Consider the following 21,094-nt stretch of genomic DNA (forward strand, 5'->3'; position numbering starts at 1 on the left):
CCACCATCTGGTCGGGCGCGGGTCTTGCGGGGTTGGTGTGAGTCGAGGTGTGGGGTGGTGTGAAATGGGGCAATAGGCCGGGAACGGGCGGATGAGACGCCTCGTGGCGGAGGGACAGGCACGTGCCGTTGGCGGGGGCGGTGGCGTGGGAATGGGGCAAGCGGGTGCGGGCGGCCTGACGGTGGACGTGCCCCGGCGATTAGGCTGTCCGTCGAGAGCGGCAGGACAGTGGCGAACGGGCGGTTGCCCTGCGGCGCACGGGGCGGGGATCGGCTACAGGTAGCTCCCCGACGCAGACCGGGAGGCACAGTGAACAGCGATCGGGACGACAACCGCGCGGGCGGGGCCGCCCCTGTCGAGGAACCGGCCGAAGGCGACGCGACGGGCGAGTACCGCTTCGACTTCACCCCGCCGGCTTGGTACATGCAGAACGGCAGCGCAAGCGGCGACGAAGGCGCGGGCACGGCGGCGGTGCAAGGGCCGCAGCCCGAGCCGGTCGAGGCGCCGGCTCCTGCGCCGCCCGAGGCACCGGTCGCGCCGGAACCGGGCGTGCTGTCGGCCGAGGACGTGACGACGCGTGTGCCGGTGTGGGAGATGCCGCCGCCGCCCGCGCCGCAGGAACCCGCCGCAGGTGCCACGCCGTTGGCCGGCGGCGCGTCCTGGTCGGCGGCGGCGCCGCAGTCTTCCGCACCGGAGCCGCCGCAGCCGCGGGAGCCCGAGGCGCCGAGCGCGGTTCCCGCGCGCCCCGCGTGGTCCGGCACTCCGGTGTCGCCCGCCCTTCACGCGCCGGTCGCCCCGGCCCACGAGCCGGAAGCGGAGCGCGCGCCCAAGCCGCAGCACGTGGCGGATGACGAGGACGTCGCGGAGTCGCGGGGCGACCTGGTGGCTCGCGAGACCGTACGGTTCAGCGCCGCCGCGCTGCGCCAGGAGGTCGAGGAGCGGGCCGGCGTAAGGATCGAGGACGTCGCGTCGGCGTCCCCGCAGCCGGCGGCCGAGGAGCCGCATACTGCCGAGCCCGCGGCGGTGGCCGCGGAAGAGGCGCGGGCAGAACCGCAGGACGCGCGGCCGGTCGAGGCGCCGCCGCAGGACGCCGTGCCGCAGGACACCCCGCCTGCGAACCGGCCGCCCGTGTGGACGCCGCCGCCGCAGGCGCCGCCTGTTGCCGAGTCTGCTCCATGGGCGCCCGCGGCGCCGCAGAGTGCGGTGCCGCCGCTCCCGCCGCACTTCGAGCGCGCGGAAGCGCAGTATCCGACTCCGGAAAGTTCGCAGTCCTTCCCCGCTCCGGCGTCGCCGCCGGTCGCTCAGGCGGGGCCGCCCCAAGGCCCGCCGGCCGCCTATCCCCCGCCCGCGCCCGTCGCACCGACCCCGTATCCCCAGGCCGGCGGCTTCCCCGCCCCCCAGCCGCCCGCGCCCGACACCCAGGGCGGATACGGCTTCCCGCAGCCCGCACCGAACGTGCCCGCGGCCCCGGCCCAGCCCGACCCGCAGGGCGGATACGGCTTCCCGCAGCCGCCGGCGCCCCCGCAGGCCGGGCAGGGTGGCTACGGCTTCCCGCAGCAGCAGCAACCGCGGCCGCCCCAGGCGCACGACGCCGTACCGACCGGGTTGCCCCAGCAGCCGCCGCCTCCCGCGCCGGCGGAGAACAGGCCGCTGCCCGCACAAGGTGGTTACGGTTTTCCGCCGCCTCCGCAGCCCGCTCACCCGCGGCCAGTGAGTTCGGAGCCCGAGTCCGCGGGCCCGCTGCCGCCGCTGCCCGCGCAGGGCGGGTACGGCTTCCCGCAGCCGCCGCAGGCGCAGAATCTGCCGGCGGCGTACGCCCCGCAGCAGCCCCAGGCGAACGACCCGCGGCTGGGCGGCGATCCGGCGGCGCACCAGGCTCCGGTGGACCCGCGGTCCGGCGGCTGGCCCACGGTGACGCCGGATCAGCGGCAGCGCACGACGCAGGGCGGGGCACCGCTGGGGTACACGGCGGCCGTGGAGCTGTCGTCCGACCGGCTGCTGCGCAACCAGTCGAAGCCGAGGAAGCCGGGCGCGAATGCGCAGCCGAGCCGGTTCAGGATCGGTGGCAAGAAGGAGGAGGCGGAGCGGCAGCGCAAGCTGGAGCTGATCCGCACGCCGGTGCTTTCCTGCTACCGGATCGCGGTGATCAGCCTCAAGGGCGGCGTGGGCAAGACGACGACCACGACCGCGCTGGGTTCGACCCTCGCCAGCGAGCGGCAGGACAAGATCCTGGCGATCGACGCGAACCCGGACGCCGGCACGCTCGGCCGCCGGGTGCGCAGGGAGACCGGCGCGACGATCCGCGACCTCGTCCAGGCGATCCCGTACCTGAACAGCTACATGGACATCCGCCGTTTCACCTCGCAGGCGACGTCCGGCCTCGAGATCATCGCCAATGACGTGGATCCCGCGGTGTCGACGGCCTTCAGCGACGAGGACTACCGGCGGGCCATCGACGTGCTGGGCCGGCAGTATCCGATCATCCTCACCGACTCGGGTACGGGTCTGCTCTACAGCGCGATGCGCGGGGTGCTCGACCTGGCCGATCAGCTGATCATCGTGTCGACACCGTCGGTGGACGGCGCCTCCAGCGCCAGTACGACCCTGGACTGGCTGTCGGCGCACGGCTACGCGGACCTGGTCGCGCGCAGCATCACGGTGATCTCCGGGGTCCGCGAGACCGGCAAGATGATCAAGGTCGAGGACATCGTGTCGCACTTCCAGACCCGCTGCCGCGGGGTGCAGGTGGTGCCGTTCGACGAGCATCTGGCCGCGGGGGCCGAGGTGGACCTCGACATGATGCGGCCGAAGACCCGGGAGGCGTACTTCCACCTGTCCGCGATGGTCGCCGAGGACTTCATCCGCGCCCAGCAGGCGCAGGGGCTCTGGACGGGGGACGGCCAGAGCCAGCCGCCGCACCAGGCACCGCCGATGCCGGGTGGCTACGGCGCGCCGGGACCGTACGGCGGCGCGCCGGCCGGCTACCCGCCTCCGGGGCAGCCCGGCCAACCGGCTTACCCGGGTCACCCCGGGCAGCCGCCTTACGGCCAGCCGATGCAGCCGGGGCAGGTACCGCCCGCGCAGTACGGCGGCCCGCCGCAGCCGTATCAGCAGGCCGGCCCCGGCGGGCAGCCGCCCGCGCCGCCCTTCCAGCCGCAGTCGCCGCAGCCGCAGGCACCCCAGCCGCAGCAGGGCTGGCCGGTGCCCCACCAGCCGGAACACCAACCGGAACAGCCGCCGGAGCAGCAGGGTTACGGCTACCCGCCGCCGCCCCCGCAGCATCAGTAGAGACAGAAGGCACAGCGCGGTCCGCGGGCCGCCGTCGTGGGTCGCCACGGCGGCGGCCCTTGGCGTGTACGGGCTGCGGCCGGTCGAGTACCCCGCCGGTCGTATGCGGTGTCCCCCCGGGGATGCAGCCGGGGCGGTACGGAATCCGCCCGTGGACCGTCGCGCGGGCAGGGTCGGGAAACGGACGATGGTGACATCCGGATCGACCCCCTCCGAGGCACGTCAAGAGGTCCACCCCATGATCGAAGCCCACGCCCTGACCAAACGCTACGGCGAGCGCGCCGCCGTGACCGAGTTGAGCTTCACCGTGCGGCCCGGTGCCGTCACCGGCTTCCTCGGGCCGAACGGCGCGGGGAAATCGACCACGATGCGGATGATCCTCGGGCTCGACGCACCGACCTCGGGCCGCGTGTCGGTCAACGGGAAGCGGTATGCGCAGCACCGGGCGCCGCTGCACGAGGTCGGCGCGATGCTGGAGGCGCGGGCGATCCACACCGGGCGGAGCGCCTACAACCATCTGCTGGCACTGGCCGCCACCACGGGGATACCGCGCCGCCGGGTGGACGAGGTGATCGACATCGTGGGGTTGCGCGAGGTCGCACGGAAGCGGGCGGGCGGCTTCTCTCTGGGTATGGGCCAGCGACTGGGCATCGCCAGCGCGCTGCTCGGCGACCCGGCCACTCTTGTGCTCGACGAGCCGGTGAACGGCCTGGACCCCGAGGGAATCCTGTGGATCCGCAATCTGCTCAAGGACCTCGCCGCCGAGGGCCGCACGGTGCTGCTGTCGTCGCATCTGATGTCCGAGATGGCGCTGACCGCCGAGCATCTGATCGTCATCGGCCGCGGCCGGCTGATGGCCGACACGTCGGTGGCGGAGTTCGTCCGGGCCGCGGCGGGCACGTCGGTGCGGGTGCGGACGGACGAGGCGGACCAGCTGCGCCAAGCGCTGGCCGGGCCTGATGTGACGGTGAGATCCACCGAGCGCGAGGTGCTCGACGTGACCGGGCTGAGCAGTGACCGGATCGGCCGCATCGCGGCGGACCGCGGGATAGCCCTGGCCGAGCTGACGCCGCAACAGGCGTCCTTGGAGGAAGCGTTCATGGAGATGACCAGGGACGCCGTGGAGTATCAGTCCCCGGCGCGCGAGCGGGAAGGACAGCCGGCATGAGTACGACCACCAGCACGGTCATGGCGGGCGGCGCCGTGCCGCCGGCCGCGACGGTCGTTCCGCGCGGCCAGGTCACCCAGCTGCGGGTGCTGCACTCCGAGTGGATCAAGATGCGGAGCCTGCGGTCCACCTTCTACACCTTGATAGCCGCCGTGGTGGCGCTGATCGGACTCGGGGCGCTGTTCTCGGCGTTCACCGCGAGCCACTGGGCGCATATGAACGCACATGAGCGGGCCGACTTCCAGCCGGGTATGACCAGCCTGCGCGGCTTCTTCCTCGCGCAGCTCGCGGTGGGCGTGCTCGGGGTGCTGATGGTCAGCGGCGAGTATGCGACCGGGATGATCCGGGCGTCGCTGTCCGCCGTGCCGGGCAGGCTGCCGGTGCTGTGGGCGAAGGCCGCGCTGTATGCCGCGGTCACCTGGGTGCTGATGACGGCGGGTGCGATCGTCGCCTTCCTGGTCGGCCAGGCGACGATGTCCTCGCAGCACATAGGGACGTCGCTGAGCGACCCCGGCGTGCCGCGCCAGGTGATGGGTGTGGGCCTGTATCTCACCGTGGTGGGGCTGCTCGGGGTGGCGATCGGCGCGCTGATCAGGAACACGGCGGGGGGTATCGCCTCGGTGTTCGGGCTGCTGCTGGTGGTGCCGGTGCTCGCGGAAGCGCTGCCGGCGTCCTGGGCGGACCATGTCAACCAGTGGCTGCCGAGCAATGCGGGCCAGTCGTTGATATCCCTGCACCGGGAGGCGCATACGCTGGCGCCATGGACGGGGTTCGCGGTGTTCTGCCTCTACGCGGTGGTGGCGCTGGCGGCGGCCGCGGTGCTGCTCAAGCGGCGCGACGCGTGACGGCGGCGCCATGACGTACGCGGTGCCGCCGCCGAGCGGGCCGCCCGCGCAGGCCGCGCAGGCGCCGGTCCCTGGTCTCGGCGCCGACCCGGGTCCCCGAGGTCCCGCACAGGCGCAGGGCGACAGGGCCGGGGCGGTGGGCGCCGAGGCGGGTCCGGTGGCGCGGGTCGAGCGGGCGGCCCGGGCGGGGTATGCCCGGATTGCCAGGGGGTTGCGGCTGTCGCCGCCCACGGTGGACGCGGTCTTCGCGGTGGGGCTGTTCCTGGCGACCGCTGCCGCCCTGCGGCGGCCCCTGCAGGACGACCCGCGGCTGCTGGTGCTGCATGCGGCGCTGGTGCTGCCGCTGGTGTGGCGGCGGCGGGCACCGATGGCGGTGTTCTGCACCCTCTCAGGTACGGCGCTGGTGCAGTGGTCCTTCGGCCTGCGGATCCCGACGGACGTGATGCTGCTGATCGCCCTGTACGCGGTGGCCGCCTACAGCAGCCGGCGCCGCACGCTGGTGGCGTTCGCGATGCTGGAGGGCGGCGTCGTGCTGGCGACGCTGCGGTGGTCGGTGCACGAGCGGGGGGCGGGGACGTTCGTGTCGCTGTCGGCGATGGCGACGGCGGCGATGGTGCTCGGGCTCAACATGCGCAGCAGGCGGGACCGGTTGGCGACGCTGGAGGACCGGGCGGTGCGGCTGGAGCGGGAGCGGGACCAGCAGGCGCAGCTCGCGGTGGCCGGCGAGCGGGCCAGGATCGCCCGGGAGATGCACGACATCGTGACGCACAACCTGTCGGTGATGGTGGCGCTCGCGGACGGCGCGGTCTTCGCCCAGCGGCGGAGTCCGGAGCGGGCGGCCACCGCGATGCGGCAGGTGTCGGCGACCGGGCGGCAGGCCATCACCGACATGCGGCGCTTCCTCGGGGTGCTGCGGGCCGACGAGCCGGACGCGCTGCGGCACCCGATGCCGGGCGTCGGACAGCTGTCGGCTCTGGTCGAGCAGGTGCGGGCGGCGGGGCTGCCGACCCGGCTCGCCGTGGCAGGCGATCCCGCGGCCGTGCCGGTCGCGGCGCAGCTGACCGTCTACCGCCTGGTGCAGGAGGCGTTGACCAACACCCTCAAGCACGCGCCCGCAGGTACGACGGCGAAGGTCGAGGTCGACTGCACGCCGGAGGCGGTGGCGGTCACGGTGACCGATGACGGCGCCGGGCCGGCGGCGCCGCGCGACAACGCCGGGTCCGCGGGGCACGGGCTGCCCGGTATGCGGGAGCGTGCCGCGGCCTATGGCGGCCGGCTGACGGCGGGGCCGCTGCCCGGCGGCGGCTGGCAGGTGGCCGCCGTTCTCACTCTGACGACTCCGGAGCCGTTGTGACCGCAGAATCCGCACCGTCCGACGCCCGGCCCGCGGGCGGTTCCGCGCCCGGGCGGACGGTCCCGCGCGACGAGGAGGCGCTACCGGTGATCCGGGTGCTGCTGGTCGACGACGAGCCGCTGCTGCGGATGGCCTTCACGATGGTGCTGGACGCCCAGGCCGACATGCAGCCGGTGGGTGAGGCGGGGGACGGCGCGCAGGCGCTGCGGCTCGCCAGGGAACTGCGGCCCGACGTCGTGCTGATGGACGTCAGAATGCCGGGCACGGACGGCATCGAGGCGACGGCCAGGATCATCGAGAGCTGCCCGCGGTCGAAGGTGCTGATCCTGACGACCTTCGACCTGGACGAATACGCGTTCGCCGGGCTGCGGGCCGGTGCCTCGGGTTTCCTGCTGAAGAACGCGCTGCCCGAGGAGTTGCTGGCGGCGATCCGCTCGGTGGCGGCAGGGGACGCGGTGGTTGCGCCGCGGATCACCCGGCGGCTGTTGGAGAATTTCGCGCACCAGCTGCCGGCCGCGGGCGGCGCCGAGGGACCCGAGGCGGACGAGCGGCTGGCGCGGCTGACGGCCAGGGAGCGCGAGGTGCTGGTGGAGGTGGGCCGCGGGCTGTCGAACACCGAGATCGCGGCGTCGCTGCACCTGGCCGAGGCCACCGTGAAGACCCACTTCAGCCGGGTGCTGGTCAAGTTGGAGCTGCGCGACCGCGTCCAAGCGGTGGTCTTCGCCTACGAGACCCGCCTGGTCCGCCCGACCTGAGCGCCGACCGGCCGGGTCCCGGCAGCCGGACCTAGCCGTCCGAGCGGGACGGCTGCTCGGCCGCCCCGACCAGGTCCCTGGCGCGCTTCACGTCGTCGGCCATCCGCTCCAGCAGCGCCTCGATCGTGTCGAACTTCTCCATCCCGCGCAAATACGTCAGGAAGTCCACGGCCACGTGCAGGCCGTAGAGGTCCAGGTCGACACGGTCGATGGCGTAGGCCTCGACGGTCCTGGCGGTGCCGTCGAAGGTCGGGTTGGTGCCGACCGAGATGGCCGCGGGCATCGCCTCGTCGCCGACGTGCAGCCAGCCGGCATAGACGCCGTCGGCGGGAATGGCGGTGTGCGGCAGTGTCTCGACGTTGGCCGTGGGATAGCCGAGGTCCCGGCCGCGCTGCGCGCCCCGGACGACGACGCCCTCGACCCGGTGCGGCCGGCCCAGCACCTCTGCCGCGCCCTCCACGTCGCCCGCGCCGATCAGCCGCCTGGTCAGGGTGGAGGAGAACGGCTCGCCGCCGCCCGCCTCGCCGCGCATGAAGAGGTCGACGACCTCAAGCTCGTAGTCGTATTTCAGCCCGAGCGCCGAGAGGAAGTCGACGTCACCGGCGGCCTTGTGGCCGAAGCGGAAGTTCGGGCCCTCCACCACGTACTTGGCGTGCAGGCCGTCCACCAGCACCGTACGGACGAACTCGCTCGGCGAGAGCTTCGAGAATTCGCTGGTGAAGGGGACGATCAGCAGCGCGTCCACGCCGAGTGCGGCGACCAGCTCGGCGCGGTGGTGGTGCGCGGACAGCAGCGGCGGGTGGCTACCGGGCCTGACGACCTCGCTGGGGTGCGGGTCGAAGGTCACGACGACCGACGGCAGCCCCAGCTCCCGCGCCCGCTCCACCGCCCGGCCCATGATCAGCTGGTGACCCCGGTGGACGCCGTCGTAGGAGCCGATGGTGACGACGCAGCGTCCCCAGTCACCGGGAACGTCATCCAAGCCCCGCCAGCGCTGCACCTTGACGCTCCGCTTCCCTCGCCGAATCTCTGACATTCACTTTTCTGCAGAGCCAAGACTGCCATGTCCGTGCCCGGGGGCGCTCCCCCGGGCCGGTCGGGCCCGCGTCCGTGGCGGCTCCGCATCCCCGTGCGCGGCGGCACGAACGGGTGCCGGGCTGATACCGCCGCGCCGGGCGGGCGGCTCCTGGGCGCGAGGCACCGGAAGGCAGCCGTCCCCGGCCGACGGTACGCACCGGAACGGACGGCTCCCCGGGACGGTGACGACGTGCGACGTGGTCGCATCCCTGACCGGGCTCGGCCCGGGGACGCGTCGTCAGCGGTGGCGGGCGAGGCGGTCGCGGGCGAGGCGGTGGCGAGCGCTGGGGCCCAGGAGCGGGTCCCAGGTCGCCGTGTCGGTGAGCCAGGTGAGCAGGAGGCGGGAGAAGTCGGGGGTGGCGGCGGCGAGTTCGACGACACGGCGGTCGAAGCGGGCGGCCCCCTCGGGCGTGCGGCCCAGCAGCAGGGCGAGGCGGCGGACCAGGTCGTGGGTGAGGGGTGGCGGGCGGCGGGCGGCGCCGTCGGCCGCGGCGGCGAGGAGGGCGTCCAGGACGTCGGGGTCGCGTTCGGTCTCCAGCGCCGCGTCCAGCAGTTCCTGGCGCAGCGGCCGGGACAGGTGGCTCCCGGGGGCGGCGAGCACCGCGGCCAGGGTGCCGCGCACCTCGGGCGGGTGGTCGCGCAGCAGGGCGGTGGTCAGCGGCAGGACGACGGCCCGCACCGCGGGGCCGTGTTCGAGTCGCAGGTCGAGGAAGCGGGCGACGCCCGCCGCCCCGGCCGGGCGGTGGCGCAGGTGGTCCTGGACCAGGGCGGCGACCCTGCGGGCGAGCGCCGGCTCGGTGACAGCCGCCATTTCCGCGAGCAGGTCGCCGTCGTCCCCGCGGGTCTCGGCGGCCCGCAGCCGGGCCTGGAAGGCGGCGAGCACCGGCTCGGGGTGGGTGGTCAGCGCCGCGGCCAGCGCGCCGGCCGGCAGCCGGGGGTCGCCGGCGGTGAAGCGGTCGAGTGCGGCCGTCAGATGGCGGCCGCGGGTGACCGGGTCGCGGACGAGCATGCCGAGGACGGCGCCGTGCAGGGTGCAGTCGGCGGGGCGGGCGAGTATCGCGAGGGCGGCGTAGCGGAGCAGTTCGCGGTCGGCGTCGGAGCGGACGAAGGGCGCGGCGCGCGGGCCGTACGCGGCTGCCGCGACATGCCGGTCGGGGCGCGGGTCGTGCGCCCAGCGGTCGACGGCCCGGCACACCGCCGAGGGCTCGTCCTCCGCCAGCGCGGCCAGCACCTCGTCGGCGCCCGGGTGCGCCGCGGCGACCAGGGCCTCGGTCAGGTCGTCGACGGCCAGCCTGCGGTGGGTGTGCAGCAGGGCCTGCGCGGCCGAGGCGACGGTCAGCCGCGGCATGTCCAGCCCCGGCGGGGCCTGGAGCGGCCGGTCGTCGTCGAACCAGCCGCACACCGCCGGGAGCACCTCGGCCGGGCTCTCGCACAGCAGCTCGGCGACCCCGGCCAGGAAGCGGTCCGCGCGGTCCGGGACGCCCGGCGGGCCGTCGGCGGGCAGCAGCAGCCGCAGCAGTTCGAGCCGCTCGGCGACCGGCAGCCGCACGCGCCGCCAGAAGGACGGCCCGAAGTCGCCCAGCCCGCCCATGCCCTCGGGTGTGAACCCCCCGCGCTCCACCGCCCGCACCGCAGTCCTGGCGGCCAGGTCCCGCAGCGCCGCACGGCAGACGGTCGCGTCCGGCAGTCGCAGCAGCACCTCCCGCAGCAGATGCGCCGCCCACCACAGCGCGTCCCCGCGCCGCTCGGCAGGCCCTGGCCGGGCGGGCCGCCCGGCAACCGCCACACCGTCGGGCCACCCGCCGTCGTCCGCGTCCCACGGCGGCATGGCGTCCGGCGCCTCGGTGCGGGCGGTCCCTCCCGCACCGGCGGCAATGTCAGGCCTTCCGCTGTCGCCCGGGTCGCCCCGGCGAACCGCCCCCGGCGCGGCATCGGGCCACCAAGGGCCGGGGGCGCCGTCCGGCCCTCCCGGCGCCGGGTCGAGCTGGGCGGTTCGGCGCGTGCGGGGGTTGGGCACCGTGTCGGCGTCGAGGTCGACCGGGGGCGGGGCGGCGGGTTTGCGGGGGGTGCAGCGGGTGGGTGGCGGGGTGCTGTGGTCCAGGGCCTGGGCCAGGGCTGCCAGGTGGCGGGTCAGGTCGGCCGGGGGCGCCATCAGGAGGGCCTGGACGACGGGGCCGGCCCGGTGCCGCGGTACCGGGAGCGAGCGGCCGGACGGTGGGGCGACGGCGGGCGCCTGCGGGACGGCGGGCGCCTGGCCGGCGCGCGCGGCCGGGCGGAAGGGCAGCCGTACGGGGGCGTCCGCCGGGCCCGCGGCCGGGGCGGCGAACCAGCGGTGGACCAGGGCTTGCAGGGCCGCGCCCACGTCCAGGTGCAGGGCCTGGAGCCAGTCGGCGGCCTCCTCGTGGGCGAAGCGGTAGCCGGCGCCGGCGGGCACCAGCAGGCCCTCGGTCAATACGGCGGAGGCCCAGCCCGTGCGCCACGGGAACAGCTCCTCGAAGGCCTCCCGGTCCAGCTCCCCCTGGCCGGGCCCGAGGCAGCGGCGGGCGGCCTCGTGCACATGGCCGGCGACCCGGGCGGCCAGCCGCCGTACTCCGGTGCCGCGCACCGGGGGCTCCGCGGCCGCGGCCAGCCGGACGGCGATCCGCAGGCACACGAGGTCCAGGTGGGCGGCGAAGACCTGCGCGCGGGTCGGTTGCCCGTCGGCGCCCCCGGGGACGGCCGCGCGCACCTCGGACAGCAGGCGCAGAGTCAGCGGATGCGCCGCGTCGGCGCTCCCGAGCACGCCGTCGGGTACGCCGTACCGCTCGCGCGCCACGGCGGCCTGCGCCGCGTCCAGGTCGCCGACGTGCACGCAGGGCGGCAGCGGCTGCGGCAGGGCCACGGGCCGCCCGTGGAGCAGGTCGGCGGGCAGCAGCCGGCCCGCCTGGTCCCAGAACTCGGGCCGGCAGGCGACGACCAGCCGGGCCGCGCCCGCCCGTAGCCAGCTCGCGGTGCCCGCCGTCCAGTCGGGAAGGGCGTGGGCGAGCACCGGGGGCATCTCCTCCGGGGCGTCGAGGACGATCAGCAGCGGGCGTCCCGCGGCGCGGGCGAGTCCGGCGACGGCGTCGGGCGAGGCGTGCAGCGGCTCCGCGGTCGTGGCGGCGCCGACGATCCGAGCCGCGGTGCGCAGCGAGCGCTCCACCGCGTCCTTGATGCCGCCGTCCGCCGGGCGCAGTTCGGCGCCGCGCAGCCACACCGTCGGGGCGGGCAGCGCGCCGCGGGCCCGGCGGGCGGCGAGCCGGGCCAGCTCGGTGCTGCGGCCGGTGCCGGGTTCGCCGACCAGCCCGAGCACCAGCGGGGCGCCGTCGTCCCGCGCGGCGAGGAAGTCCCGGAGCGCGCCGGCCACCTCCGGGCGCGCGACGGGTTCGCGCCACTCGCCGGAGCCGGCCGCGGCGCCGACCGAGGTGGCGGTGAGCTGGAGCGCGCCCGCGAGGTTCAGGTGCGGGCCGTAGCCGGGCACGGTGGCGGCATTGCGGGCGAGCAGGTCGGCCAGGGCGCGGGGGGCTCCCGCGGGCCGCAGCGGCAGTGCGAAGCCGGCGGCGCGGTGCCCGGCGTGCAGCGCGGTCGCGACGACGCCGAGTACCGCCCCGGTCAGCGCGTCGACCACCGGGGCACCGGACGCCTGCGGCGGTACGCGGCTCAGGTCGGCCCCGCCGTCCAGGGCGAGTTCGTAGACGTCCTCCAGCAGGTGGAAGCGGTCGGTGGCGGTGTACGTCACCGTGGCCGTGCCCAGCACCGAGCCGTCCGTACGCTGCGGCAGCCGCACCCGTATCCGCCGCTCGGGGTGCGCGGGGCCGCCGGGTGCCACCGGCAGCGGCGGCACGCCCAGACCCTCGGTGGCCACCAGGGCGAGGCCCTGCTCGGGCAGCGCGGTGATGGCCGCGGCCTCCACCAGGCACAGCTGCCCGCCGGGGGCGTGCAGGACCAGGCGGGTGAGGCCGTCGACGGCCTCGTGGCTGGTCACCATCGTGCCGTCGCCGTCGGCGAGGAAGCCGGTGCCGCGGGGGCGTCCTGCGAGGTCGCAGACCCGGATGAGTACGTCGTCCGGTCCGCTGCCTGCCGCGCCCCGTGCCGCCGCCGCCATTCCGGCACCTCCCCCGCCACCGCGCCCAATTCGTCCCGCTTCGACGGTAGGGGGTGGATGCGTCTGTTCGGCAGGGCCGAACGGGAAGGCGCCCCCTCCGCGCCCCACCTGCACCACGAGCGCCCGACCATCCGGGTGATCCCGTGCGAGGTGTGCTTTCCACGGGCTCGCGCCGGGAACCGGCAGGCAGTGCAGTGAGGTCCAGCGCGGCGGGGGACGGGGGGACGCTACGCCGGGAAGCCCGCGACGATACGGGCCTGGCCCGCGTGCGGCTCGACCAGGGCCAGGAGGCGGCCGTCCGGGCCGAAGGCGGCGTGCGGGACCGGGGCGAGCTCCGGGGTCGGGATGCGGACCCCGTGGCCCAGCAGCGTGGCCTGGTCCGCGTCGACGTCCCAGCGGGGGAAGGCCGCGGCCGCGGCGTCCTCGATGGGGAGGACGGCGAAGTCCTCTTCCAGCTGTTCGAGGGTGCGCGCGCCCGCGAGGTCATAGGGGCCGACGCGGGTGCGGCGCAGCGCCGTGAGATGGCCGCCGACGCCGAGGCCGGCGCCGAGGTCGCGGGCCAGCGCGCGGATGTACGTCCCGGAGGAGCAGACGACCGTGACGTCGAGGTCGAGCGCGCCGTCGGCGGGCCGTACGTCCTGGACGGTGAAGGACGAGACCGTCACCGGGCGAGCGGGCAGCTCGAAGTCCTCGCCCTCCCTCACCCGGGTGTAGGACCGCACGCCGTTGACCTTGATCGCGCTGACCTTGGACGGCACCTGCTGGATCGGCCCGGTCAGTGCGGCGATGCCGGCGTCGACGGCCTCCCGCGTGACCGCGGCGACCGCGGCAGCCGGCGCCGACGCGGTGACGTCGCCCTCCGCGTCGTCGGTGACCGTGGTCTGGCCGAGCCGGATGGTGGCGGCGTACTCCTTCTCGGTCAGCGCGAGATGCCCGAGCAGCCGGGTGGCCTTCTCGACACCGATGATCAGGACGCCGGTCGCCATCGGGTCGAGGGTGCCCGCGTGGCCGACCCGCCGGGTGCCGGCCAGCCGGCGCATGCGGGAGACGACGCCGTGCGAGGTGAGCCCTCCGGGCTTGTCGACGACGACCAGCCCGGAGGAAGGTGCGGTACGGGTCATGCCGGCGACGTACCGCCCTCGGAGTCCCGGTCCGCGTCGCCCGAGCCGGAAACCGAACCCGAGCCGGAAACCGAACCCGAGCCCGAGCCCGAGTCGGAGCCGGACGCCGAGTCCGAAAGGTCGTCCTCGTCGTCCTCATCGTCCTCGGCCGGCTTGCGGTACGGGTCCGCGTCGCCGGCATATTGCGCGTCCGTGGCGGACTTGCGGACCTCCTCGTCGGCGGCCCTGGCCTTGGCCAGCAGGTCGTCGATGGTCCGCGCGTTGTCCGGCAGGGCGTCGGCCACGAAGGCCAAGGTGGGCGTGAACCGCACCCCGGTCTGCCTGCCGACCTCGGAGCGCAGGACGCCCTTGGCGCTCTCCAGCGCGGCGGCTGAGGCGGCCCGCTCCTCGTCGTCGCCGTAGACCGTGTAGAAGACCGTCGCCTCCCGGAGGTCGCCGGTGACCCGGGTGTCGGTGATCGTCACGTAGCCCAGCCGCGGGTCCTTGATCCGCCGCTGCAGGGTCTCCGCGACCACGACCCGGATGCGGTCGGCCAGCTTGCGCGCCCGCGCGGTGTCGGTCATCGTCTTCTTCTCTCTGTGTCCTGGGTCGTTCGTCTCAGTCGTCGTCGCCGTGGATGCGCTGCCGTGCCGACAGCAGTTCCACTTCGGGACGGGCGATCATCCAGCGTTCGCACCGGTCGAGTACGTCCTTGAGGTGTGCGAGGTCCCCCGACACCACCGCGATTCCTATCTCGGCCCTGCGATAGAGGTCCTGTTCGCCGGTCTCCGCCACGCTCACCCCGAACTTCCGGTGCAGCTCGGCGACTATCGGACGGACCACGGACCTCTTCTCCTTCAGGGACCGTACGTCACCCAGGAGCAGGTCGAAGCACAACGTGCCTGCATACATGGGTACGACGTTACAGGCGACGGCCGGGGCCGATCGACGGGATTTCCCCCGCCGACCGGCCCCGGCCCCGAGCCCCGCCCGGCCGTACGGCACGCCCTGCGGCGTTCCGTACGGCCGGACCGCGGCATCAGCCGCGCGGCTTCTCGCGCATCTCGTACGTGGCGATGACGTCGTCGATCTTGATGTCGTTGTAGTTACCGAGGTTGATACCGCCCTCGTAACCTTCACGGATCTCGGTGACGTCGTCCTTGAAGCGGCGCAGGCCCTCGATGTTGAGGCTCTCCGCGATGACCTTGCCGTCGCGGAGCAGTCGGGCCTTGGTGTTGCGCCTGACCTCGCCGGAGCGGACCAGCACACCGGCGATGTTGCCGAGCTTGGAGGAGCGGAAGACCTCGCGGATCTCCGCGGTGCCCAGCTCGACCTCCTCGTACTCCGGCTTGAGCATGCCCTTGAGCGCCGCTTCGATCTCCTCGATGGCCTGGTAGATCACCGAGTAGTAGCGGACGTCGACACCCTCGCGTTCGGCCATCTGCGCGGCACGGCCTGCCGCGCGGACGTTGAAGCCGATCACGATCGCGTCGGAGCCGGTCGCCAGGTCGATGTCCGACTCGGTGACCGCACCCACACCGCGGTGCAGGACGCGGATGTCGACCTCGTCGCCGACGTCGAGCTGGAGCAGCGAGGACTCCAGGGCCTCGACGGAACCGGACGCGTCACCCTTGATGATGAGGTTCAGTTCCTGCACCAGACCGGCCTTGAGGGCCTCGTCCAGGTTCTCCAGGGAGAACCGCACGCCCTTGCGGGCGAAGCGGACGTTGCGCTCGCGGGCGGCACGCTTCTCGGCGATCTGCCGGGCCGTGCGGTCCTCGTCGACGACCAGGAAGTTGTCGCCGGCGCCGGGCACGTTGGTCAGACCGAGGACGAGCACCGGAGTCGACGGGGTCGCCTCCTCCACGTTCTCGCCCTTGTCGTCGAGCATGGCGCGCACGCGGCCGTACGCGTCGCCGACGACCATGGTGTCGCCGACCCGCAGGGTGCCGCGCTGGACCAGGACGGTCGCCACGGCGCCGCGTCCCTTGTCCAGGTGGGCCTCGATCGCGATGCCCTGTGCGTCCTGCTCGGGGTTGGCGCGCAGGTCGAGCGAGGCGTCCGCGGTGAGGATCACCGCTTCCAGCAGGCTGTCGATGTTCAGGCCCTGCTTGGCGGAGATGTCGACGAACATGGTGTCGCCGCCGTACTCCTCGGCCACCAGCCCGAACTCGGTGAGCTGGCCGCGCACCTTGGTCGGGTCGGCGCCCTCGACGTCGATCTTGTTGACCGCGACCACGATCGGCACCTCGGCCGCCTTGGCGTGGTTCAGCGCCTCGATCGTCTGCGGCATCACACCGTCGTTGGCCGCGACCACCAGGATCGCGATGTCGGTGGACTTCGCACCACGGGCACGCATGGCGGTGAACGCCTCGTGACCGGGGGTGTCGATGAAGGTGATCGCGCGCTCTTCACCGTTGACGTCCGTGGCGACCTGGTAGGCGCCGATGTGCTGGGTGATGCCGCCGGCCTCGCCCGCGACCACGTTGGTCTTGCGGATCGCGTCGAGCAGGCGGGTCTTGCCGTGGTCGACGTGACCCATGACAGTGACCACCGGCGGGCGGGAGACGAGCATCTCCTCGCCGCCCTCGTCCTCGCCGAACTCGATCGAGAAGGACTCGAGCAGCTCGCGGTCCTCCTCCTCCGGGCTGACGATCTCCAGCACGTAGTTCATCTCGCCGGCCAGCAACTCCAGGGTGGAGTCCGAGACCGACTGGGTGGCCGTGACCATCTCACCGAGGTTGAGCATCACCTGGACGAGCGACGCCGGGTTGGCGTTGATCTTCTCGGCGAAGTCGGTGAGGGAGGCACCGCGCGACAGGCGCACGGTCTGGCCGTTGCCGCGGGGCAGCAGCACGCCGCCCACGGACGGGGCCTGCATGGCCTCGTACTCCTGGCGCCGCTGGCGCTTGCTCTTACGGCCGCGCGCCGGACGTCCGCCCGGGCCGCGACCGAACGCGCCCTGCGTGCCGCCACGGCCGCCCGGACCACCGGGACGTCCGCCGAAGCCGCCGGGACGGGGGCCGAAGCCGCCGCCACCGCCGGGAGCACCGCCGCCACCGGGACGCGGGCCGCCGAAGCCGCCACCGCCGCCACCGGGACGACCGCCGCCACCGGGACCCGCGGGACGGCCGGCGAAGCCGCCGCCGCCACCGGGACGAGCACCGGGGCCACCGCCGCCGGGACGCCCACCGGGACCGCCGGGACGGCCGCCGGGGCCACCACCCGGGCGACCGCCCGGGGAGGGGGCGGGACGCTGCGGCATCATGCCCGGGTTCGGGCGCGGACCCGCGGACTGCGGACGGGGCATGCCGCCCGGCGACGGACGGGAACCGCCCGCACCGCCGGGACCGCCCTGGCCGCCGCCGGGACGCGGGGCGCCACCGGGGCGCGGAGCGCCGCCGCCGGGACCCGCGGGACGCGGGGCACCGCCCTGGCCGCCACCGGGACGCGGCGCGCCACCGGGGCGCGGCATACCGGTGGAACCGGACGTGAAGGGGTTGTTGCCGGGACGCGGACCCGCGGGCCTGGCGCCACCGGGACGTGCGGCGCCACCCTGGCCGGGCGCGGGGCGCCCGCCCTGGCGGGGACCGCTGTCGCGCTGGCCGCCGTCACGCGGGCCTGCGTCGCGCTGGCCGCCGTCGCGCTGACCGCCGGCCGGGGCCGGGCGGGCGGGACGGGGGCCGGGGGTGGCCGAACCGGGCCGGGTGGGCTGGTTCGCCGGGGGTGCGGCGGGCGGCGCCTGGAACTCCGCGGCCGGCACGGGTGCGGCCGGGGCGGGCTTGGGCGCGGCCGGAGCCGGCTTGGGTGCGGCGGGACCCGGGCGCGGGCCGGGCGCCGGCGCGGAGCCGGTGCTCGGCGCGGCGGGGGCCGCGGGGGTGACGGGACCGCCGGCCGCCGGCTTGGGTGCCGGGGCAGCGGGACGGGCCGGCGCACCCGGGGCGGGGGCCGGCTTGGCGGGGACACTCTTGCGGGGTGCAGCGGGCTTCGCGGCGGACTTGCCGCCGTTGCCGCCGCCGGGACCCTGGAATGCGTCCGTCAACTTACGGACTACCGGCGCCTCGATCGTCGAGGACGCCGAACGGACGAACTCGCCGAGTTCTTGGAGCTTGGCCATGACGACCTTGCTCTCAACTCCCATCTCTTTTGCGAGTTCGTAGACCCGGACCTTAGCCACTTCGCTCCTTTTAGGTCCGGGGTGATCGTCCGCCGGACCGTCGCTACTTCATGGGCGTACTCATCGCGTACTCATCGAGTGCTCATCGCAATCTCGACCTACTTCCATCTCGCGAGGTACCTGATCGCACGGGGTGACCCGTGCCGTACGTCTTCTTGCTTTCTTACGTGGTCGCCTGCTGCTCGACAAACCGGCGCAGTTCCGCGGTATCGAGCGACACCGGGCCCCGGAAGGCCCGGCCGAACGCCCGGCGGCGGACCGCCAGGTCGAGGCAGGCAAGGACGGGATGCAGATACGCACCCCGACCGGGCAGCGTACCGCGATGATCGGGAACGCACGCATCCCCGATCATCACCACACGCAGCAGATCGGTCTTGGCCGCACGCTGACGGCAGCCGACGCACGTACGCTCCGGGCATGCTGGCGACAGCGTCCGACCAGACACTCTTCAGTCTACCTCCCCGCACGGGCCTCACTCCTTCGAGTGTGCCGACGCACGGTTGTCCGTTTCCTTGCGGCCGGGGATTCGGCCACACGTACGTCCGGTTTCAGCCTTCCGGACGCGCCTGCACCGGTGAGCGCGGCGCGGAGGGCGGCTGCTCGGCGCCCTCGGTGTCGGGGCGGATGTCGATCCGCCACCCGGTGAGCCGGGCGGCGAGCCGGGCGTTCTGCCCCTCCTTGCCGATGGCCAGTGACAGCTGGTAGTCGGGCACCGTGACCCGCGCGGAGCGGGCGCCGGCGTCCACCACCTCGACGCGGGAGACCCGGGCGGGCGACAGCGCGTTCGCCACCATCTCGGCCGGGTCGTCCGCCCAGTCGACGATGTCGATCTTTTCACCGTGCAGCTCGGCCATGACCGCCCGCACCCGGGCGCCCATCGGGCCGATGCAGGCGCCCTTGGCATTGAGCCCGGAGCGCGCCGACCTGACCGCGATCTTGGTGCGGTGGCCGGCCTCGCGGGCGATCGCCTCGATGACGACGGAGCCGTCGGCGATCTCCGGCACTTCGAGGGCGAAGAGCTTCTTGACCAGGTTCGGGTGGGTGCGCGACAGGGTCACCGACGGGCCGCGCACACCCTTGGCGACGCGGACGACGTACGTGCGCAGCCGGACGCCGTGCTTGTACTCCTCGCCGGGGACCTGCTCCTGCACCGGCAGGATGGCCTCCAGCTTGCCGATGTCGACCAGGACGTTCTTGGGGTCCTTGCCCTGCTGGACGACCCCGGTCACGATGTCGCCCTCGCGGCCGGCGTACTCCCCGAAGGTGATGTCGTCCTCGGCGTCGCGCAGCCGCTGGAGGATCACCTGCTTGGCGGTCGACGCGGCGATCCGGCCGAAGCCGGACGGCGTGTCGTCGAACTCGCGCGGCTCGGCGCCCTCGGCGACCTCGTCGGGGTCCTCGGTCGCCCACACGGTGACGTGCCCGCTGGTGCGGTCCAGCTCCACCCGGGCCCGCCGGTGGCTGCCGGGCTCGCGGTGGTACGCGATCAGCAGCGCCGACTCGATGGCCTCGACCAGCAGCTCGAAGGAGATCTGCCGTTCCTGCACCAGGCCCCGCAGGGCCTTCATGTCGATGTCCACGGCTACGCCTCCTGCGTGGTCTCGTCGATGTCGCCGTCCGCGTCGTCCGGGTGGTCGCCGGGGTCGTCGTCGGGCTCGCCGGCCTTGCGGTTGAACTCGACCTCGACCCGGGCCTTCGTGATCTCCGCGAAGTCCGCGCGGGCGGGCTTGGGCTTGCGGCCCTTGACGCCCGGCACCTCCAGGTCGAGACCCGTCTCGTCCACCGCCATGATCCGTGCGATCAGCTCGCCGCGCTCCTTGAGCGACAGCTTCACCAGCCGCCCCTCATTGCGCCGGAAGTGCCGGGGGTCGCTCAGCGGGCGGTCGGTGCCGGGCGAGGTGACCTCCAGGACGTACTCCGTCTCGCCCATCACGTCCGACTCGTCCAGCGCCTGGGAGACCCGGCGGCTCAGCGCCGCCACGGCGTCCAGCTGTGCCCCGGCCTCGGCGTCCACCACGACCTGGAGCTGGCGCCGCCGGCCGGACGCGGTCAGCGTGATGTCCTCCAGGTCGAGACCGGCCTCGCCGACGAGCGGTTCGAGCAGCGCGCGCAGCCTCTCGCTCTGGGTGGTGCTCATCCGGGTGACTCCTCGGCCGCGTGTGCTGTTGTGATGGAAGGTCGCGTGTAAGGGCAAGGCTACCCGAGCCGGGGCAGCGCACCGTGCCATCCGGGCCCCCGTACACTCCCCCCATGATCCCGGAGGCGGCCGCTCGGCTGAGCAGGCGGAGTGTGGTGGCGGCGGCGGTCGTGGCGGCCGGCGCCGGGTGTGGCAAGGGTGCTGACGGACCGTCGGACGCCGCCCAGGACAACGCGCCGGCGACCCTCCCCGGGGCCGCGGAAAAGGCGCGGGCGGTCCGCGACAGCACGGAACTGATCGGGCGTTACGACGCCGCCGCGGCCGCACACCCCGCGCTCGCCGCCCGGCTGCGCCCGCTGCGGGCCGAGGTCGCCCGGCACGTCGAGGCCTTCGGCGGGAAGCCGCCCGCCGCCGTCCCCTCGCCTGCCGCCCCCGCCGCAACCGCCGCGCAGGCGCTGGCCGGCCTCGCCGCCGCCGAGCGCGCGCTGGCCGACCGCAGGGCCGCCACCGCCTTGACGGTGCCCGGCGAGCTGGCCCGGCTGATCGCCTCCGTCGCGGCGGCGGGGGCCGGCCACGCGGCGCTGCTGGGCAGCGCCGCAGGGCACCCGGCGAGCGAGGGGAAGAGCGCACGATGAACGCGGTCATCGACGCGGTGCAGGCGGCGCTCGCCGCCGAGCACGCCGCCGTCTACGGCTACGGGGTGATCGGCGGCCACCTCACCGGCGCCCGGCAGGCCGAGGCCCGGCAGGGCTACGACGCCCACCGCGCCCGCCGCGACGGCCTGATGCGTACGGTCGCGGACCTCGGCGCGTCCCCGGTGACCGCCGCGGCCGGGTACGAGCTGCCCTTCCCCGTCACCGACACGGCGTCCGCGCTGCGGCTGGCGGCCTATGTCGAGGAGCGGGTGGCCGGTGCGTACGGCGACGTGGTGCGCAGCACGGTCGGCGACCTGCGGCGGGACGCGACCGGTGCACTGCGCGACGCGGCGGTGCGGGCCGTGCGATGGCGCGGCGGCAGCGTAGCCTTCCCGGGTCTGGCGGAACGCGGCTGAGCGTCGCCGCCGGACCCGA

Annotated in this window: 16 protein-coding genes; 7 read left to right on the forward strand and 9 right to left on the reverse strand. The window is 74.6% G+C overall.

Features of this window, described 5'->3' with window-relative positions:
* The first annotated feature begins 309 nt into the window (after positions 1–309).
* The 5 genes from BUE44_RS20010 (at position 310) to BUE44_RS20030 (ending at position 7,410) form a co-directional block, all read left to right on the forward strand.
* The gene (locus BUE44_RS20010) at positions 310–3,288 is read left to right on the forward strand and encodes an SCO5717 family growth-regulating ATPase (protein WP_073500340.1); all 2,979 of its coding nucleotides are present in this window, start codon (positions 310–312) and stop codon (positions 3,286–3,288) included.
* A gap of 238 nt (positions 3,289–3,526) precedes the next feature.
* Entirely contained in the window at positions 3,527–4,456 is a 930-nt protein-coding gene (locus BUE44_RS20015) for an ATP-binding cassette domain-containing protein (RefSeq protein WP_073500341.1), read from the forward strand.
* Entirely contained in the window at positions 4,453–5,301 is an 849-nt protein-coding gene (locus BUE44_RS20020; RefSeq protein WP_073500342.1) for an ABC transporter permease, read from the forward strand. Before BUE44_RS20015 ends, BUE44_RS20020 begins: the two co-directional genes overlap by 4 nt.
* Positions 5,302–5,311: 10 nt before the next feature.
* Positions 5,312–6,655 carry a sensor histidine kinase gene (locus BUE44_RS20025; protein ID WP_079189902.1) on the forward strand — a complete coding sequence of 448 codons (1,344 nt, stop codon included), beginning with the start codon at positions 5,312–5,314 and terminating at the stop codon, positions 6,653–6,655.
* An 86-nt stretch (positions 6,656–6,741) separates the two neighbouring features.
* Positions 6,742–7,410 (forward strand): response regulator, encoded by a 669-nt coding sequence (locus BUE44_RS20030; protein WP_200804471.1) that lies wholly within the window; start codon positions 6,742–6,744, stop codon positions 7,408–7,410.
* A 31-nt stretch (positions 7,411–7,441) separates the two neighbouring features.
* Here BUE44_RS20030 and BUE44_RS20035 read toward each other — a convergent pair whose 3' ends face one another.
* From BUE44_RS20035 to rimP, 9 genes are all read right to left on the reverse strand, one after another.
* Entirely contained in the window at positions 7,442–8,410 is a 969-nt protein-coding gene (locus tag BUE44_RS20035; protein WP_073500343.1) for a bifunctional riboflavin kinase/FAD synthetase, read from the reverse strand.
* A gap of 315 nt (positions 8,411–8,725) precedes the next feature.
* Positions 8,726–12,610: a trypsin-like peptidase domain-containing protein gene (locus tag BUE44_RS20040; protein WP_073500344.1), complete on the reverse strand. Its 3,885-nt coding sequence runs from the start codon at positions 12,608–12,610 to the stop codon at positions 8,726–8,728.
* A gap of 227 nt (positions 12,611–12,837) precedes the next feature.
* The gene (truB, locus tag BUE44_RS20045; protein WP_073500345.1) at positions 12,838–13,731 is read right to left on the reverse strand and encodes a tRNA pseudouridine(55) synthase TruB; all 894 of its coding nucleotides are present in this window, start codon (positions 13,729–13,731) and stop codon (positions 12,838–12,840) included.
* Positions 13,728–14,294: a 30S ribosome-binding factor RbfA gene (gene rbfA, locus BUE44_RS20050; RefSeq protein WP_079189904.1), complete on the reverse strand. Its 567-nt coding sequence runs from the start codon at positions 14,292–14,294 to the stop codon at positions 13,728–13,730. Before rbfA ends, truB begins: the two co-directional genes overlap by 4 nt.
* A 34-nt stretch (positions 14,295–14,328) precedes the next feature.
* Positions 14,329–14,622: a DUF503 domain-containing protein gene (locus tag BUE44_RS20055; RefSeq protein WP_073500346.1), complete on the reverse strand. Its 294-nt coding sequence runs from the start codon at positions 14,620–14,622 to the stop codon at positions 14,329–14,331.
* Positions 14,623–14,749: 127 nt separating this feature from the next.
* Positions 14,750–17,887, reverse strand: a complete 3,138-nt coding sequence (infB, locus tag BUE44_RS20060; RefSeq protein ID WP_073500347.1) for a translation initiation factor IF-2 — start codon at positions 17,885–17,887, stop codon at positions 14,750–14,752.
* Positions 17,888–18,050: 163 nt separating this feature from the next.
* Positions 18,051–18,332: a YlxR family protein gene (locus BUE44_RS20065; RefSeq protein WP_073500348.1), complete on the reverse strand. Its 282-nt coding sequence runs from the start codon at positions 18,330–18,332 to the stop codon at positions 18,051–18,053.
* Between the two features lie 103 nt (positions 18,333–18,435).
* Positions 18,436–19,467, reverse strand: a complete 1,032-nt coding sequence (nusA, locus tag BUE44_RS20070; RefSeq protein WP_073500349.1) for a transcription termination factor NusA — start codon at positions 19,465–19,467, stop codon at positions 18,436–18,438.
* A 2-nt stretch (positions 19,468–19,469) separates the two neighbouring features.
* Entirely contained in the window at positions 19,470–20,024 is a 555-nt protein-coding gene (gene rimP / locus BUE44_RS20075) for a ribosome maturation factor RimP (protein ID WP_073500350.1), read from the reverse strand.
* 113 nt (positions 20,025–20,137) lie between these two features.
* On the opposite strand from rimP, the gene BUE44_RS20080 reads away from it, so the two are divergent.
* Positions 20,138–20,659 (forward strand): hypothetical protein, encoded by a 522-nt coding sequence (locus tag BUE44_RS20080; RefSeq protein ID WP_073500351.1) that lies wholly within the window; start codon positions 20,138–20,140, stop codon positions 20,657–20,659.
* Positions 20,656–21,075: a ferritin-like domain-containing protein gene (locus tag BUE44_RS20085; protein ID WP_073500352.1), complete on the forward strand. Its 420-nt coding sequence runs from the start codon at positions 20,656–20,658 to the stop codon at positions 21,073–21,075. The genes BUE44_RS20080 and BUE44_RS20085 overlap by 4 nt, the downstream gene beginning before the upstream one ends.
* Positions 21,076–21,094: the final 19 nt, after the last annotated feature.

Origin of the sequence: Actinacidiphila paucisporea (assembly GCF_900142575.1) — a bacterium.
Taxonomy (GTDB): Bacteria; Actinomycetota; Actinomycetes; order Streptomycetales; family Streptomycetaceae; genus Actinacidiphila; species Actinacidiphila paucisporea.